Source organism: Flavobacterium sp. MMS24-S5 (genome assembly GCF_050320125.1).
In the GTDB taxonomy this organism is placed as follows: domain Bacteria; phylum Bacteroidota; class Bacteroidia; order Flavobacteriales; family Flavobacteriaceae; genus Flavobacterium; species Flavobacterium tyrosinilyticum.
Genome location: NZ_CP190016.1, coordinates 4,517,547 through 4,534,016, shown reverse-complemented (window position 1 = coordinate 4,534,016; position 16,470 = coordinate 4,517,547). Strand labels below are relative to the sequence as shown.

Sequence of the window (16,470 nt, the reverse complement as noted above, 5' to 3'; positions counted from 1 at the left end):
AATTAGTTATCCTTTCTAACAAATATAAAAACAAAAAAGCTACGATTTTTAAATTACTTTCTTTTTTACAGAAAAATCAGATCAAATTTTAAAACCTAATTTTTTAAAAATTGAATCTATAACATTATTGATATCTGGTGAAATCTTAAACTTATAATTCAAGTACAGATATAAAATAGTTACTAATATCGATTTTAAAGCAATACTTATTAATTGAAAAAATGGAAATTCCCAAAAATAAAACAATAAAAACAATGCAAAGGTTAAGAGCATCGAATGAATAGTCTGTTTTGTAAAAGGGTATAAATGAAGTTTTTTCACCACAAAAAGCAGTTTTGCCAAACTATATAAAGTAATAGACAAAAGTGTTGCAAAGGCAGAACCAAAAATCCCGAAAATCGGAATAAATATCATATTTAGAATTACGGTCAGAACCACAAGCATTAATCCTAAATACAATACCATACGGTAATATTTGGTATTGAAAATAATAGCGTTATTATTTCCTAAAATCAAGTCAAAATACTTAGAAAGACCAATCATAAATACAACTGAAATACCTCCGCTGTATTCTTTTGGAACCAATTCATACAATTGATGAATGTTCACAAAAATACACAGCATTACAAATCCACCGACAATTTGTAAGTTAATTGACGTCTTTTTGTACAGCAGATTTAATTCGTCATGTTTGTTTTCATGCATTAATTTGGCCGTAATCGGGTACACAATCTGATGCATGGCACGGCTCGGTACTGAAATAACCAAAGCGATATAAGTAGCGACTGAATAATAAGCAATATTTTCAATCTTCATGTATTGATTCAGCATCAGCTTATCTCCATCTAGAAGCAAATTGGCAACGCTTCCTGACAAGATAATATAAAAAGTATACTCCATTACACTTTTTACATTTTCTGGTATTGTAATCTGGAAATTCGGTTTTTTAATATAAAATGCATAAAACATTGTGACAATAAAAGCCAGAAAATAAATACCTGCCGTTACATAAACAAATTCAACCAAACTAATCCAGTTGAAATACAATCCAATCAAAGCAAATGTAGAAAGCAGTCTTAAACCAACTTCTTTTATAAAATTTCCAAAAACAGAATGCATATGCACTCTCGCCCAAGCGTAAAATATCTCAAAATAGGCCATGCAGATTCCAATAAACGGAATAAGAAGCATAAACTCACGAACAACTGGATTCTCTTTAGAAACAAAATCGGTTATATCGTCATAGAAGAAGATTCCGATAAGTCCTAACGGAATACACATTAAAATGGGAAACAGTGCTGTAAAAGACAAAAACTGCTCTCTTTCTTCTTCTGTTTCATATTGCGAATAAAACTTTACAAGCGTATTCTGCATTCCAATTGCAAACAAGGGCATAATTACGTTTGCTGCAGAAGTAACGTAATTGGTTAATGCATAATAAGTTGCTCCAAGAAAAACAGGATAAAGGTATAACGTATTAATGGCTCCGATACCAAAACCAATGTATGTAATTATAGTGTTTTTAAAAGACTGATTTAAGACAATACCCATTTCTTGAGTTTAGATTGTATTTTATTTTTAAATGATTATCCTCTAATCAGCTGTGCTAATTGTTTGGTCAGGTTTTTTCTCGAATATTGCTGTAAACCAATTCCATGCGATTGTAATTTCCCTTCCAAAAACTGATTAAAAAAGTCCAAAATTACACTTTTTAACTTCGCTTTCTCAGAATAATCAAAAAATACTCCTGTATTGGTCTGCGTAACGATATCGGCGAAGTCTGAACCTTGAGGCCCGATAGCGATTATCGGACGATTTGAGACCATATATTCGAACAATTTTCCTGGAATAATACTTTTAGTATCTTCAGAATTAATTTCTATTAAAAGTAAAACTTGAGATTTTCTTTGATGCGAAACGGCTTCTTTGTGAGAAACGTAACCTACCAAATTCAAATAATCATTTAATCTATGTTCTTGAATAGCATCAAGAACTTCTTGACTTACTGCTCCAATTAATTTTATTTCTAAATGCGTCTTAAATTCTGGAACTTCTTGCAACAACTCAACTAAAACCTCCCATAAAAATGGCGGATTTCTATCAGACAAAAATGAACCAATATGGGCTAAGGTAAATTTAGTGTCTAGCGTCTGTTTTTCGACAGTTTCAACATCGTAACCGTTTGTGATTACCGTAATTGGCTTATTGGTAATAGCCTCAAATTCAGCTTTTGTAGTTTTGCTTGTTACAATGATTTCGTCTGCAGAATTAAGCACTTTGTATTCTAAGTTCTTATGCTTTTTTTCGGCATAAGAAGATAATCGAAGTGCTTTATGATAGCCAATAGTTGTCCAAGGATCGCGAAAATCAGCGAACCATTTCACTTTTAATTTCTGCTGTAATTCTAAACCAATTAAATGCAAACTGTGTGGCGGTTCAGAAGTTACAATCGTATCAATATTATTTTCTTGAATGTATTTTTCCAAATAAGAAACAGATGGTTTTACCCAAAACACACGTGCATCTGGAATAAAAAGATTTCCTCTAACCCAAAGAAATGTTTTATCCAGAAAAGTTTGTTTTTTCTTGTGAGGAAAAATTCCTGAACTGATTTTCTTGGTTTTATTTTTAGAAAAAATAGAAGCCAATTGATAAGGCTCCCATATTTTATTCTTTAGAACGATTACTTTATCTGATATTTCACTTACCAAACCTTCATCAACAATTGGATAAGTTGGGTTTTCTGGAACATAAACTATTGGTTGTACATCAAATTCAGGCAGATATTTTACAAATTTCAGCCAACGCTGTACTCCAGCCATCCCGCAGGTGGAAAATAATAGGTAATTATTAAAAGTTTTTTTTGTTCCAAGGAAATAATATGATTAATATTTAAGAAAATGAACTAAAAGCTTTTCTAAGTGGGATTCTATTTACTTTCTTTAATGTATATGAGACTTCAATAAGTATCATCAATCTTTCTAATCTTTCTAGATAAGATAACGACTTCACTTCATTTATTCTTTCTTGTTCTGTATCTTTTAGATTTACTTCACAAATAATGTTTTTATTCTTCTCCATAAAATTATTTTAAAATAAATCTTTTATAAAGTTTAAATATAATATAAGATAAAAGTATACAATTTAAAACAATCCAAAAATTATAGAATCCCCAAACAATTTTGTATTCCATTTTCATACTTGAAAAACTAAAATATTCTCCTTGAGTTTCTGAATAAGAATCATCATACCCCATCATGAAAATGCCACAAAAAATGAAAACGAATAAATCAAAAATAGCCAAAAAAACTATTTTAATAATTTTTGGGATTTTCATCTAAAAATTTAATCTTTCAGTTCGCTTTTTGAACTTTTTTTTCGATTCTCAAAATAAATCCCTCCAGCTAAAAGCAACAACATTCCAATTGAGCTTATTAACGTAATGGTTCCTCCAGTTTGAATAATCTGAGGCTCGAATTTAAATTCAATAGTATGTTTTCCTGCAGGAATTTCCATTGCTCTTAAAACATAATCAACAGGGAAATGATCTGTTAGTTTACCGTCAATATAAGCGTTCCATCCATTTTTATAATACATTTCAGAGAAAACAGCTAAACCATCTCCGTTATTTTCAGATTTGTATTTGATATAATTTGGTTTGTACTCTACTACTTTTATCGTTCCAGTTGTATCCCAAGGCTTTTTTAGACGAGCGTTCGGGAATTTACCTTCATGTTCGTGAACATTGAAAACTGCCACTTTTTTAGTGTCTAAAGTGTTTAGCGCTTTCATTACATCGTCTGGTTTATTTACCAGTTTTACAGCACCCACAAACCAAGCATTTCCGTTAGCATCTGGATTAACAGCAGGAATTTGATTTCCGTCTTTATTCACTTGAATTACATACTTAACATTTAACATATTTAGTATTTCAAGGTTATTTTTAGCAATTTGATAATCATACAATTGCTGCATTCTTCTTGGTCTTACAGCACTATAACCTCCAATTGTTTTATGGAAATAAGAAGATCTTCCTTGTAATTGTCCCTGAAGGTCAAACACACGATAAACCGAAGTGTCTTTTAATATCTGAGAATCTGCCTGCGTTTCTTGAAAAGGAGCTGCAATCTGAACTGGGCTTACAAAATCTTTGGCAGAAACGTATTTTTTATCTACAAAGAATAAATCAAAAATCATTACTAATCCAACAACAACTAAGGTAGTTGTTTGAGAGAATTTATTCTTTACAAACATCCAAAGCACTACAAATGTGACTATAATTAAGAATCCAGATCTTAGTAAATCTGCATAATACATCGTCATTCTGTCTTCTTTTAAAGCATCAACGAAACCTGGCCCGTAACTTTCTAAGAAATACTGATCACTAGTTCCTGTAAAATGGAAGAAGCTTTTTGCTATTAGCAAAATAACAAGTACACCTAAACCAAAAACGCCTGTCTGCACTAATGCTTTCTGCTGCAATTTTGGTTCATCTTTAGCTTTAAAGAATGATTGTAATCCCATCACGGCTAAAACAGGGAAACATAATTCTAAAATAACCTGAATTGAAGATACAGCTCTAAATTTATCGTAAAGAGGAACATATTCTATAAAAAAGTCTGTCAATAAAGAGAAGTTTTTCCCCCAAGAAAGCACCAAAGTAAAAAGTGCTCCGGTAAGAAAAACATATTTAATTTTTCTTTCGTCTATAAATAAAGCTAAAACTGCTAAAAAGAAAACTACAGCTCCAATATAAGCTGGTGCAGAAACGATTGGCTGATCTCCCCAATACGTTGGCATTCCAGAAACAAAATCCTGAGCTTGAGATGCAGGAACTCCCTGTTCAAGCATAAATGCATACATGCGGCTGTCTGTACCCACGTTTTCGTGACTTGAACCTCCAAAAATTCTTGGTGCAATTAAATTTAAACTTTCTGCAATACCATAACTATATTCTGTAATATAATCTGTAGTCATAGAAGCAGTCGTTTCATTTTTAGATCCGTCTGGATTAAAAGTCAACTCGCTTTTATCTCTGATACTGTATTTAGCATATTCGTTGGTTGCCATTAAATTACCTGCATTGGCACCTAAGGCAAAAATCCCTGCAACTAGTAAAACTCCACAAGAGATTAGAAGTCCTTTAAAATCTTTTTCTTTGATATAATTAAAAGCATAATAACCTGAAAGTATCAATAAGAAAATCAATAAATAATAGGTCATTTGGAAGTGATTGGCACTAATTTCTAGTGCTACGGCAAACATGGTGAGCAGACCTCCCTTAATGTACTTCTTCTGAAAGACGAGTATAAAACCAGCAATCACCAAAGGCATATAGGCAATAGCATGCGCTTTAGCATTATGCCCAACCCCTAAAATAATAATCATATAAGTGGAGAAACCAAACGCAATTGAACCTATAAAGGCTTTTAAAGGATCTGTTTTTAAAACCAATAATAAGCCATAAAAACCAAGGAAATATAAAAATAAGTAATCTGCAGGACGCGGAAGAAAACGCAGTACGTCATCAACCTTACCAATAAAATCGTTCGGATAATTTGCTCCAAGCTGATAGGTTGGCATACCTCCAAAAGCAGAGTTTGTCCAATAAGGTTCAGCATTTTCCGTTGCTCTAAAATCGTTTTGCTCTTTTGCCATTCCGGTATATTGAGCAATATCAGACTGGAAGATTTGTTTTCCTTGCAGAACTGGATAAAAATAAATTAACGAAACAAAAATAAAGCCCAAGATAACAAGGGCATGCGGATAGAACTTATTTACTATTTTCAATTTTGGCTAGTTTGGGTTAAAATGAATCCTAAATTTTCAGGACACAAATCTAATCTATTTCTTCGTAATCGACATACTCTCCCACTTTTTTGGTTTCGCGCGGGTTTTTAGCATTAGCGGTATTAATGATTATTTCATCATTATTATTTGTATATTGTTTGTTCTGATACGTATTGCTTTGATTATACTGCTGTTGCTGTCTTTGAAAATTTTCACTAGCATTTTCTACCGCCTTTTTTACCAATACTGGCAAAAAGATTCTAGCTAAAAATTTAAAAATGTAATAAAAAGCTATAACCCACATGATGGTCTTAAACAAACCTGAAAATGATGCTTCTTGCATAACTATATATTTTTTTCCAAAATTAATAAATCCATTCCTTAAAAATAAAATATGAATCTTAAATAAATAATAAAATATGTACATTTGAAATGCGTTATTATTTTTTAATCCAAAAAAAATTATATGTCCAAAATTAAAAACTTACTTGCCCCGGTACTTTTTTTTATTCCACAACTGTTTTTTGCGCAATATACTGATGTTATTAATTCCAATCGCCCAGGAGAAACCATGTCAGCATATGCTGTCGGAAAATCTGTAATTCAGGCCGAACTTGGTGTTTATGGCATTAAAGAAAAACACGATTTATTAGATTATGATGCCAGCGGATTTGGTACAGATTTAACCCTAAGATATGGAGCTTTTTTAGAACAGCTAGAGTTTGTTGTAGATTTACAATATCAAACAGAAAACTTTGATACTCCGTATACTAGTTACAAAAAGAACAATTTCAGACAAACGGTTTTAGGAGCTAAATATCTTATTTATGATCCATACAAAAACTATAAGAGAGAAGTAAACATTTACAGCTATAGAGCCAATCGTAATTTTCAATGGCGCGAATTAATTCCAGCGGTTTCGGTTTTTGCTGGAGCTAATTTTGTTGGCGCAAATAATCCGTACTATTTTTCTCCAGATGGAGCTATTTCACCTAAAGTTTCATTGATCACGCAAAACTTGCTAGGAGGCGGATCTTGGGTGTTTGTTACTAATATTTTTGCAGATTATATCAGCACAGACTATCCAAGTTACGGATATATCTTAACTTTGACGCACGGATTCAATGATAGATGGTCTGGTTTTATTGAAAACCAAGGACATAAAAGTGATTTTTATAGCGATTCAATCCTTCGTGCTGGAGCTGCTTTTTTGCTATCTTCGAATATGCAGGTTGATGCTTCTATAACTACTAATTTCAAAAACACACCATCTATTGTATATGGAGGCGTTGGTGTATCATGGCGTTATGACGGATGGTACAAAGAAAAACAAATTGAAAACAAAGCGGCTGATAGAGCTAAAAAGAATCCTGACAACGAGAAAAAAGTTGATTATCAGGAAAAAGAAAGAAAACGTAAAGCAAAATACGAATAAACATAAATAACTAGATCCTTTTTAAGGACTATTAATACCACCTAATGATTACAATTAAAGAAGCCAAAAGCAAGAAAGAATTAACCGAATACATTAAATTTCCTTTCTCATTATATAAGGACAATCCGTATTGGGTACCACCTATTATTTCAGATGAATTGGAATCTTTTGATAAAACCAAAAATCCTGCATTTGATAATGCTGAAGCTTATTTTTATCTAGCATACAGAGACAATAAAATTGTTGGGCGTATTACTGCCATTATTAATTGGTCTGAAGTGAATAATCAGCACAAAAGAAAAGTTCGTTTTGGATGGTTTGATGTAATTGATGATATTGAAGTTACAAAAGCACTTCTAGAAAAAGTTTATGAATTAGGAAGAAAACACAACTTAGAGCATGCTGAAGGTCTGCAATGGGATTCTCGAATCTAGACAAAGTTGGAGTTCTTACTGAAGGTTATGATCAGGTTGGAACCATGATTACTTGGTATAATCATCCTTATTATGTAACTCATTTTGAACAATTAGGATTTCAGGTTGAAAAACAATATATCGAAAGTATCTTCCCTTTTTCAAATGTAAAACCAGAGTTCTTTCAGAAAGCTGTGGCTTTAATCAAAAAACGTTACGAAGTAAGATCTCTAACTTTTACCAAAACAAAAGACATTATGCCTCACGTAGACAAAATGTTTGATTTGTTTAATGAATCTTACGAGAAACTGGCTTCGTTTGTAGCGATTTCTGATATACAGAAAGAATATTTCAAAAAGAAATACATCAGTTTCATCAATCCAGAATATATTAAGTTTGTTGTTGATAAAGATGATAATTTAGTCGCTTTTAGCATTGTAATGCCAAGTTTTACAGAAGCACTGCAAAAAATAAAAGGAAAATTATTTCCGTTTGGTTTTCTACAATTATTAAAGGCTAAAAAACACAGTAAAGATGTTGTTTTTTATTTAATTGGTGTCCATCCAGATTACCAGAACAAAGGTGTAACGGCATTAATTTTTGATGAATATTACAAAACTTTTTCAGAAAAAGGAATTAGAAATTGCATTAGAACTCCAGAATTATTAGAAAATAATGCAATCCATTTGCTTTGGAAAAACTTTGATCCAGTTATTCACTGTCAGAGAAAGACTTATTTAAAGAATCTTTAATTTTAGTTTTTAGTCGCAGTCGCAGTTTTCAGTTTATAGTATGAAAAAAATTGGCATAATACTTTTAATCATAATTTCTTTTTCATTTACAAATGATAAAAAAGATCTTTTATATGAAAATTATGCTAAAGCACTAAATCAAGGTGGTACTTTTCAATTTTTCCTGGTCATTAAGATTAAAAACCTAAATACCAATGAAGTTAGAGAAATATGTACGAAAGGTAACTTTTTACAAGGGGCAATTCATCATGAATATAAAATTCCATATACTGAAAAAGGATTACTCAAGGCATATCAAATTGCTTTAAAAAACAAGGAAAGATATTTTGAGTTTAAAAATGACAGTGCAATTGCAAATTTGGGAGTAGAATATTATTCAGTAAATGACTTGAAGAAACTAGAATCTAAAATTAACTTTAACTTACTTGCTGAAAAAATAAAGAAGAACAAAAAATGGTATTCTTATCTTGATGACAAAGACTTAACAATGTATGCCCATGCATTGTTTAACAGAGGAATTTTAACTGGAGAAAACAGTTGTATGGGAGGTTCACTTATTTACATAGGTCATGAAACAAAATTTTAAAAAATAAAAAAAATCCATTCGCCCAAACGAATGGATTTTTCACTTTTATAAAACACATCATTACTCTACTTTGCAATCCACTTTTACCAAAGTATTTTTTGGATCAAATTTCAGTTTTGATTTATCTTTAAAAGAAACCTTATCATTAGCGGTTACCACGTCGCCGTATCCTTCAATAAAAGTTCCATCTTTTTGTAGAAAAGCAACTTCTCTTACAGATGAAACTCCTTCCGAATTAAAGGTATAATCAGCAATTAAAGTATCGCCTTTCATGTTCCCGATTAAGGTTCCCTCGTTTTTATCTTTTCCAACCAAATTATAGCTTAATTTTCCGTTTACTTCCTGATGGGAATTAACATTAAAACTCATTTCTATAATACTTCCGTTCAATCGCCAAGCATAACATTGATCTCCCGCAGGCTCTACAAGTTCAGCTTCTTTTGGCGGACTTGGTGTAATTTGTACCGGCTCTATCGTCGTTGTTTCTTTTTTACAAGAAGCAAAAACCGACAAGGAAAGTACAGCTATTAGTGTTAGTACTTTTTTCATAATTCTTTATTTTTATTTTGTGATTATGACATAAAGTTACCTCAAATAAAAAAAAATCCATTCGTAGAACGAATGGATTTTTTTACATAATTCCCACTTAAGGAAATCTATTTTTACAAGAATTTACGAAACGTCAACCGTTGTACGTTCAGCAATTTCTTTATAAGTTCCGTTAACTAATTTCTCACGGATCGCTTCAAAGGCTGTTAAAGTCTCTTCGATATCGGCTAAAGTGTGAGAGGCAGTTGGAATCATTCTTAACAAAATAATTCCTTTTGGAATAACTGGATAAACCACAATAGAAAGGAAAATTCCGTAATTTTCTCTTAAATCGTTTACCATTACCATTGCTTCCGGAATACTTCCTTCTAAGTAAACTGGAGTAATACAAGTATTGGTATCTCCAATGTTAAATCCTTTTTCTTTAAGACCGCTTTGCAATGCATTTACGTTTTCCCAAAGTTTGTCTTTAATTGCAGAAGATTTACGTAATAACTCTAAACGTTTCAAAGAACCAATTGTTTGAATCATTGGTAAAGCTTTAGCAAACATTTGAGAACGTAAGTTATATTTCAAGTAATCGATAACTGTTTTATCAGCCGCTACGAAAGCACCGATATTAGCCATAGATTTTGCAAAAGTAGAGAAGTAAACATCAATTTGATCTTGAACTCCTTGCTCCTCACCTGCTCCAGCACCAGTTTTACCTAAAGTACCAAAACCGTGAGCATCATCTACCAACAATCTGAAATTGTATTTTTTCTTTAATTCAGCAATTTCTTTTAATTTTCCTTGCTGTCCGCGCATTCCAAAAACACCTTCAGTAATAAATAAAATACCTCCGCCTGTTTCTTCTGCCATTTTAGTAGCACGCTGCAGGTTTTTCTCCATACTTTCCAAATCATTGTGTTTGTATGTGAAACGTTTACCCATATGCAAACGAACACCATCAATGATACAAGCATGTGAATCTACATCATAAACAATAATGTCATTTTTAGTAACCAAGGCATCAATGATAGACACCATTCCTTGGTAACCAAAATTTAATAAATAAGCAGATTCTTTCATTACGAACTCTGCCAATTCATTCTCTAATTGTTCGTGGTACGTAGTGTGTCCAGACATCATACGAGCTCCCATCGGATACGCTGCACCAAATTGAATTGCTGCATCAGTATCTGCCTGACGAACTTCTGGATGATTGGCTAAACCTAAATAATCATTTAAACTCCAGTTTAAAATATTTTTTCCGTGAAATTGCATTCTAGCACCAACTCTCCTTCTAACTTTGGGAAAACATAATAACCTTCTGCTTGAGAAGCCCATTTTCCTAAAGGCCCTTTATTGTCCTGAATTCTTTCGAATAAATCTTTTACCATAATATATGTAGTAATTTTTTTTACTTAATCAGCGAGCAAAAATAATCATTATTAATTTAAAATGAAGAGCCTCAATTATTTTTATTAAAAAATATTCGGTCACAAAAGAAATATAAGATTTTACATCTATTTATTTAATCCCAAAAAAGCTTCTTAACTCTGTAATTGTGTAAAAACATGATTAATATCATAATAAAGGATAAAGAAGTCTTTTATTTTTGTTTAGAAATTTAACGCAAAACTAAATCTAAATATATCATGAAAAGAACTATCAAAATCTGGATTAAAACAAGCTTTCTTATCTGCACGTTATTTATGTTGCTCATTTTAGGAAGCTGCAAAAAAAATGAAGACAAGTCGTATGCAAATATTATGACTGAAGGCGAAATGGATGCCGAACTTACAGCTCCTCCTCATGTTCCTAAACCAGTCGGAAGCAGAACAGCGATGAAACTGAAACTAAACATGGAAATTAAAGAACAAGAAGGAACAATGACTGACGGTGTAAAATATACGTATTGGACATTTGGAGGTTCTGTTCCAGGAAGCTTTATTAGAACTCGTGTTGGCGATGAAGTTGAATTTCACTTAAAAAACCATCCTGATAACAAATTGCCTCACAATATCGATTTACACGCTGTAACTGGTCCAGGCGGTGGAGCAACCTCATCTCTTGTAGCTCCAGGACACGAAAAAGTATTCAGCTTTAAAGTTATAAATCCTGGATTGTATGTTTATCACTGTGCTACTGCTCCTGTGGGAATGCACATTGCAAATGGTATGTACGGATTAATTTTGGTTGAACCAGAAGGCGGACTTCCTCCTGTTGATAAAGAATACTATGTAATGCAGGGTGATTTTTATACTCAAGGCGAATATGGTGCAAAAGGTCTTCAGCCGTTTGACATGAACAAGGCGGTAAAAGAAACTCCTGATTATGTTGTCTTTAATGGAAAAGTTGGTGCTTTAACAAATGGTGGTGAATTAACCGCAAAAGTTGGCGAAACTGTTCGTTTGTTTGTTGGAAATGGCGAACCTAATTTAGTTTCTTCTTTTCACGTTATTGGAGAAATATTTGACAATGTGCATGTTGAAGGAGGAAGTACAGTAAATAAAAATGTTCAGACTACTTTAATTCCTGCTGGTGGTGCAGCAATTGTAGATTTTAAAGTAGAAACTCCGGGAACTTTTATTTTAGTTGATCACTCTATTTTTAGAGCATTTAATAAAGGGGCTTTGGGAATGCTTAAAGTTGAAGGAAAAGAAAATAAAAACATTTACTCAGGAACCATTCAAGAGGGTATTTACTTGCCTGAGGGCGGAACAATACAAAAAATGCCAGGAACCTCAACTGCAAAAGTTGCAGTTCCGAAACGTACTGTTGAAGAGAAAGTTAAAATTGGTAAAGAAATCTTTGGAACAACATGTTTCGCTTGCCACCAATCTGAAGGACAAGGAATTCCAAGTACTTTTCCTCCTCTAGCAAAATCAGATTATTTAAATGCCGATTCTAAACGTGCAATTAAAACAATTCTTCATGGTTTAACTGGAGAAGTAACCGTTAACGGTAAAAAATACAACAACGTAATGCCTGCTCAGAATTTATCTGATGATGAAATCGCAAATGTATTGACTTACATTTATAATAGCTGGGGTAACAATAAAACAGAAGTCACACCAGAAATGGTTAAAGCTTTAAGATAACAGCAAAACTCCTAGAATGAAAAAATACATTTTCATACTTACAATTTTCTTTTTCTCTGCGGTTAGTGTCATGAAGGCTCAGGAAAAAGGGATGGCATTCATAAAAGAGGGATCTTATGTCCCTCTTTATGGAGCTGTTTCTCAAAAACCTGTTATAGTAAAACCTTTTTACATAGACATTTATCCTGTAACCAATAGCGAGTTTTTAGAATTTGTCAAAAAAAATCCTTCTTATCAAAAATCTAAGATTAAAGGAATTTTCGCTGATAAAAGCTATTTGTCTTATTGGACAAATGATTTTCATTTTGGAAATGCCAATCCTAAATCGCCAGTAACAAGTGTATCTTGGTTTGCAGCAAAAAAGTACTGTGAATGTCAAGGAAAACGATTAGCGACAATGGATGAATGGGAATATGTAGCAATGGCCAACACCAGAAAAATCGATGCGCGAACCAAAAAAGAATTCAACGAATATATTTTGTCTTGGTATGAGAAATCGAGAACGTATGAAAATGAAATTGGAAAAACTTTTAAAAATTATTGGGGAGTTTACGATATGCACGGTTTAGTTTGGGAATGGACTTCTGATTTTAACAGTATCTTTTTATCAGGAGAGTCGAGAAAAGATAAAAGCACCGATAAAAATCTTTTCTGCGGAAGCGCTTCTGTAAATGCGTCCGATTTAATGGATTATGCCGCATTTATGAGATATGCGTTCAGAGGAAGCTTGAAAGCACAGTATTCTACACGAAATCTTGGATTTAGATGTGCCAGCACGACAAAACCGAAAATCTAATTTAAAATTATTTCATAATGAAAAAAATAGCAGTTGCTTTTCTTCTCTTATTCTCGCTTTACAGTTGCAAAGAGTCTGATAAAAAAGAAGTAAAAGCAGAAACAAAAAAGGAAATCAGCGATTTATCAATTTACAACCTGCCTTCTAAATGGACAACACAAGATGGAAAAGATATTGAATTAAAATCACTTAGAGGAAATGTTTTGGTAATGGTGATGATTTATACCAGTTGCAAATCGGCTTGCCCTAGATTAGTTGCCGATATGCGGGATATAGAATCAAAACTGGAGAAAAAGACGAAACAACATGTCAAATTGATTTTGGTTAGTATTGATCCTAATACAGATACACCCGAAAGATTAAAATCGTTTGCAATTGAAAATAAAATGAATCAAGAACCTTGGATTTTCCTTCGTTCATCTGAAGAAAATACAAGAGAGTTTGCGGCAGTTTTGGCTGTCAATTATAAAAAAATCTCTCCAATAGATTTTTCGCACTCTAATATTATCAGCGTTTTTAATCCAGAAGGAGAATTGGTATTTCAGCAAGAAGGTTTAGGAGTTAATAATGAAAAAACAATTGAAACCATAAACTTAGAAGCGGCAAAAATATAGAAATTTAAATAGGTTAATTAGTAAGGAACAAGAGCAAGTTTAGAAATAAAGTTGACTCTTGTTTTTTATTTATCTAAAAAGCTAAGTTAAGCTTCGGAGAAGCGAAATATTTATAGAAAAATCTAAATTACCCACATAGAGAGCTCCAGCGGAGCGAAATATTTATCAGGTTAACAAATTACAATCCTAATATGATTCTATAAATATGTCGCTCCGCTGGAGCTTTTTATCTTCGCCAAACGTTTTCTATAAATATTTTGCTTCTCCGAAGCTTTACAATATATCATCCCTCTTTTATAAATATATCGTTCCTCCGGAACTTATTTGTTGAAATTATTGGAACGAAAATTTACTAGTGATGCCATTATTAAAACCAATCCCAAAACCAAAAGAATACTAAAAATCAAAATACTTTGAAAATATCCTGGAATACTTCCTTCTCCAAAAAAGAAGAACCAACCTTGAAGAAACAACAAAACTTCTGTCAAAATATATCCCAAAATAAAAACCTTCACTCCTATTTTTAATAGGACAGAATTGGCAGAAAGCATTTTATTTTGAAGAAGAATTCCAAACAAAAATCCAGTTATGATTCCCAAAGTCGTTAAATGAATAAATCCAATAACAAAACTTCTAATTTGATGTGAAACTTCAGCTAAGTTTGGGAAAATAGTCAGCAATTGAATTCCTACTTTCAAAAACAAAGAACATAATGCCAAACCATAAACTATTTTAGTCGATTTATCTAAAGTACTTTTGAAATAATTTATTTGCGGTTGCAACATTTTATAGAAATAAATAAAAGCTCCTAGCTGAATCAAAACTCCCAAAACATTAATATAACTTAAAACATCATTTTCTATAAACCATCGCACTGGAAAAGAAACTGTCAGCAGTGTAGAAATAATTATTAAAACGTAAAACTTCTTAAACTTTACCTCATCAATTTTATTTTGAAATTGTTTTAAAAACAAAGCTAAAATTGCCAATATAAACCAGCCATTAAACTGAAAATGGAGAAAAAACTGAATCGCAATCTGATAAAAAGCGCTTTGTTTTCCTAACGTGCTCACCGCCTGACCAAGACACCAAACTCCAAAAGTAGATAAAACCATAAATAGAATCGAAACCGACAAAAGTCTTTGCGATGGTGATTTATCTCTTAAACAATCTTTCCAAACCAAACGGCAAAAAACATAGCTCAGCAAAATATGCATGGTTGAAAATACAATCGAAAACAAAGCATAACCTTGAATTGGAAAAGTAATCATCATTCCGATTACTGAAAATTCTGTCAGCCAAAAAAGACGGTTATAAATTGGTTTCTGGCTTTTTTCTTTCGGAATAAAAAAATGAACAACCAAAACATAAACGATCATATAAACCCAGCCTAACATGGCAACATGCGAATGCGCATGAAGTAGAAAACTATAGTTCAAAAAATCTAATGAAAACAAATAAATAAACCGCATTAATAATCCAAAAACACAGGCAATCAGAAAATTAAAAAAACAGCAAAGTATCCAAGCTTTTTGAGAATTCATATTGCAACTTTTAAACCTATAAAATTATTAAACCATATAAGTAATATAAGAAATTATAAGTCTGTTTTAAATGAACTTATATTACTTATATGGTTTAAAAAAAACACCGATAATTATCATTTTAAAAGATTATTACCGATGTTTTCAAACTATTAAAATTAACCTTTATTCTACTTCAACAAAGTCTTTTTCTAAAGTCACAGCTTTTGGAAATAAAATATTGTTTTCCAAATGAATGTGTTTGTGTAAATCTGCTTCAAACTCTTTCAGCATAGCAAAAGTTACTCTATAAGTAGTACAGGCATCTGCTGGCGCAGTATAATTGTTTGTCAATTCGGCAATTTCTCTAAAACGTTCTCCTTCATTATCATGTTCGTGCATCATCATCGCAATCGGATTTGAAACGGTTCCAAAAGATGGCTGAGATAAAATCCCATCAGAATCTTTAGTTTTTACCATCCTTTTTACAAATGGAAATAAAACCAATTCTTCTTTTTTCATGTGTTGAGATAATTCTCCTGCACAGCCAATAAACAGTTCATTTATTTTAAATAATTCTGGATGATTTGCACCGTGCACTTTGCATAATTTATCTAAAAAAGGAAGCAAAACATTTGTTTTTTCTTCCACATAACGGTGATGTGTTTTCTCGATATAATCTGCCAATAAATCTAATGGCCATGAGTTGAAATCAATACTTCCGTTATTTTCTGATTGTACAACTTGCAATACATTTTCTAATAAAGTATCGGCATCAATATTTTGTTTTTCGCATACTTCAGTAACTGTTCGGTTTCCTTTGCAGCAAAAATCTATTCTATATTTTGAAAATACTGCAGCCGTTCTAAAATCTTCAGCTACAAACGAACCTATTGTTTTGTTTTTTAAATTTTCCATGATAATCT

Annotated in this window: 12 protein-coding genes and 3 pseudogenes; 6 read left to right on the top strand and 9 right to left on the bottom strand. The window is 32.1% G+C overall.

Going from position 1 to position 16,470, the window contains the following annotated elements; translation table 11 throughout:
* Positions 1-81: 81 nt before the first annotated feature.
* The 5 genes and pseudogenes from ACPWTF_RS20805 to ACPWTF_RS20785 form a co-directional block, all read right to left on the bottom strand.
* Positions 82-1,551: a polysaccharide biosynthesis C-terminal domain-containing protein gene (locus ACPWTF_RS20805; protein WP_250835415.1), complete on the bottom strand. Its 1,470-nt coding sequence runs from the start codon at positions 1,549-1,551 to the stop codon at positions 82-84.
* A gap of 35 nt (positions 1,552-1,586) precedes the next feature.
* A pseudogene (locus ACPWTF_RS20800) lies at positions 1,587-2,872 on the bottom strand (glycosyltransferase family 4 protein).
* Positions 2,873-2,892: 20 nt separating this feature from the next.
* The gene (locus ACPWTF_RS20795; RefSeq protein ID WP_427872826.1) at positions 2,893-3,081 is read right to left on the bottom strand and encodes a hypothetical protein; all 189 of its coding nucleotides are present in this window, start codon (positions 3,079-3,081) and stop codon (positions 2,893-2,895) included.
* A gap of 264 nt (positions 3,082-3,345) precedes the next feature.
* A complete protein-coding gene (locus ACPWTF_RS20790; protein WP_427872824.1) occupies positions 3,346-5,790 on the bottom strand; it encodes a YfhO family protein in 2,445 nt (814 codons plus the stop codon).
* 49 nt (positions 5,791-5,839) lie between these two features.
* The gene (locus tag ACPWTF_RS20785; protein WP_177210233.1) at positions 5,840-6,133 is read right to left on the bottom strand and encodes a DUF4834 family protein; all 294 of its coding nucleotides are present in this window, start codon (positions 6,131-6,133) and stop codon (positions 5,840-5,842) included.
* Between the two features lie 123 nt (positions 6,134-6,256).
* Between ACPWTF_RS20785 and ACPWTF_RS20780 the strand changes: the two genes are divergently transcribed.
* From ACPWTF_RS20780 to ACPWTF_RS20770, 3 genes and pseudogenes are all read left to right on the top strand, one after another.
* Complete coding sequence (locus tag ACPWTF_RS20780; RefSeq protein WP_427872823.1) at positions 6,257-7,225, top strand: transporter; 969 nt, start codon at positions 6,257-6,259, stop codon at positions 7,223-7,225.
* 44 nt (positions 7,226-7,269) lie between these two features.
* Positions 7,270-8,390 (top strand): annotated as a pseudogene (locus tag ACPWTF_RS20775) (GTP cyclohydrolase).
* 40 nt (positions 8,391-8,430) lie between these two features.
* Positions 8,431-8,976, top strand: a complete 546-nt coding sequence (locus tag ACPWTF_RS20770; protein ID WP_427872821.1) for a hypothetical protein — start codon at positions 8,431-8,433, stop codon at positions 8,974-8,976.
* A gap of 60 nt (positions 8,977-9,036) precedes the next feature.
* Here ACPWTF_RS20770 and ACPWTF_RS20765 read toward each other — a convergent pair whose 3' ends face one another.
* Both ACPWTF_RS20765 and ACPWTF_RS20760 read right to left on the bottom strand, forming a co-directional pair.
* Positions 9,037-9,525, bottom strand: coding sequence for a hypothetical protein (locus ACPWTF_RS20765; RefSeq protein WP_379797907.1), 489 nt, complete (start codon positions 9,523-9,525; stop codon positions 9,037-9,039).
* Positions 9,526-9,648: 123 nt separating this feature from the next.
* Positions 9,649-10,907 (bottom strand): annotated as a pseudogene (locus ACPWTF_RS20760) (aminotransferase class I/II-fold pyridoxal phosphate-dependent enzyme).
* Positions 10,908-11,165: 258 nt separating this feature from the next.
* Here ACPWTF_RS20760 and nirK point away from each other — a divergent pair.
* Genes nirK through ACPWTF_RS20745 form a run of 3 tightly spaced genes read left to right on the top strand, consistent with a single transcriptional unit; the run spans position 11,166 to position 14,021 of the window.
* Positions 11,166-12,611, top strand: a complete 1,446-nt coding sequence (gene nirK, locus ACPWTF_RS20755) for a copper-containing nitrite reductase (RefSeq protein WP_427872819.1) — start codon at positions 11,166-11,168, stop codon at positions 12,609-12,611.
* 16 nt (positions 12,612-12,627) lie between these two features.
* Positions 12,628-13,407 (top strand): formylglycine-generating enzyme family protein, encoded by a 780-nt coding sequence (locus ACPWTF_RS20750; protein ID WP_427872817.1) that lies wholly within the window; start codon positions 12,628-12,630, stop codon positions 13,405-13,407.
* 17 nt (positions 13,408-13,424) lie between these two features.
* Positions 13,425-14,021 carry an SCO family protein gene (locus ACPWTF_RS20745; protein ID WP_427872815.1) on the top strand — a complete coding sequence of 199 codons (597 nt, stop codon included), beginning with the start codon at positions 13,425-13,427 and terminating at the stop codon, positions 14,019-14,021.
* A 320-nt stretch (positions 14,022-14,341) separates the two neighbouring features.
* On the opposite strand, the gene ACPWTF_RS20740 is transcribed toward ACPWTF_RS20745, so the two are convergent.
* A complete protein-coding gene (locus tag ACPWTF_RS20740; RefSeq protein ID WP_427872813.1) occupies positions 14,342-15,565 on the bottom strand; it encodes a hypothetical protein in 1,224 nt (407 codons plus the stop codon).
* 165 nt (positions 15,566-15,730) lie between these two features.
* Entirely contained in the window at positions 15,731-16,462 is a 732-nt protein-coding gene (gene ric, locus ACPWTF_RS20735) for an iron-sulfur cluster repair di-iron protein (RefSeq protein ID WP_427872811.1), read from the bottom strand.
* Positions 16,463-16,470 lie beyond the last annotated feature (8 nt).

Excerpts from the sequence above, each read along its gene's own strand:
- ACPWTF_RS20765 (WP_379797907.1), bottom strand. The coding sequence starts at position 9,525 with ATGAAAAAAGTACTAACACTAATAGCTGTACTTTCCTTGTCGGTTTTT.
- ACPWTF_RS20785 (WP_177210233.1), bottom strand. The coding sequence starts at position 6,133 with ATGCAAGAAGCATCATTTTCAGGTTTGTTTAAGACCATCATGTGGGTT.
- ric (WP_427872811.1), bottom strand. The coding sequence starts at position 16,462 with ATGGAAAATTTAAAAAACAAAACAATAGGTTCGTTTGTAGCTGAAGAT.
- ACPWTF_RS20780 (WP_427872823.1), top strand. The coding sequence starts at position 6,257 with ATGTCCAAAATTAAAAACTTACTTGCCCCGGTACTTTTTTTTATTCCA.
- ACPWTF_RS20745 (WP_427872815.1), top strand. The coding sequence starts at position 13,425 with ATGAAAAAAATAGCAGTTGCTTTTCTTCTCTTATTCTCGCTTTACAGT.
- ACPWTF_RS20740 (WP_427872813.1), bottom strand. The coding sequence starts at position 15,565 with ATGAATTCTCAAAAAGCTTGGATACTTTGCTGTTTTTTTAATTTTCTG.
- ACPWTF_RS20795 (WP_427872826.1), bottom strand. The coding sequence starts at position 3,081 with ATGGAGAAGAATAAAAACATTATTTGTGAAGTAAATCTAAAAGATACA.
- ACPWTF_RS20770 (WP_427872821.1), top strand. The coding sequence starts at position 8,431 with ATGAAAAAAATTGGCATAATACTTTTAATCATAATTTCTTTTTCATTT.
- ACPWTF_RS20805 (WP_250835415.1), bottom strand. The coding sequence starts at position 1,551 with ATGGGTATTGTCTTAAATCAGTCTTTTAAAAACACTATAATTACATAC.
- ACPWTF_RS20750 (WP_427872817.1), top strand. The coding sequence starts at position 12,628 with ATGAAAAAATACATTTTCATACTTACAATTTTCTTTTTCTCTGCGGTT.
- nirK (WP_427872819.1), top strand. The coding sequence starts at position 11,166 with ATGAAAAGAACTATCAAAATCTGGATTAAAACAAGCTTTCTTATCTGC.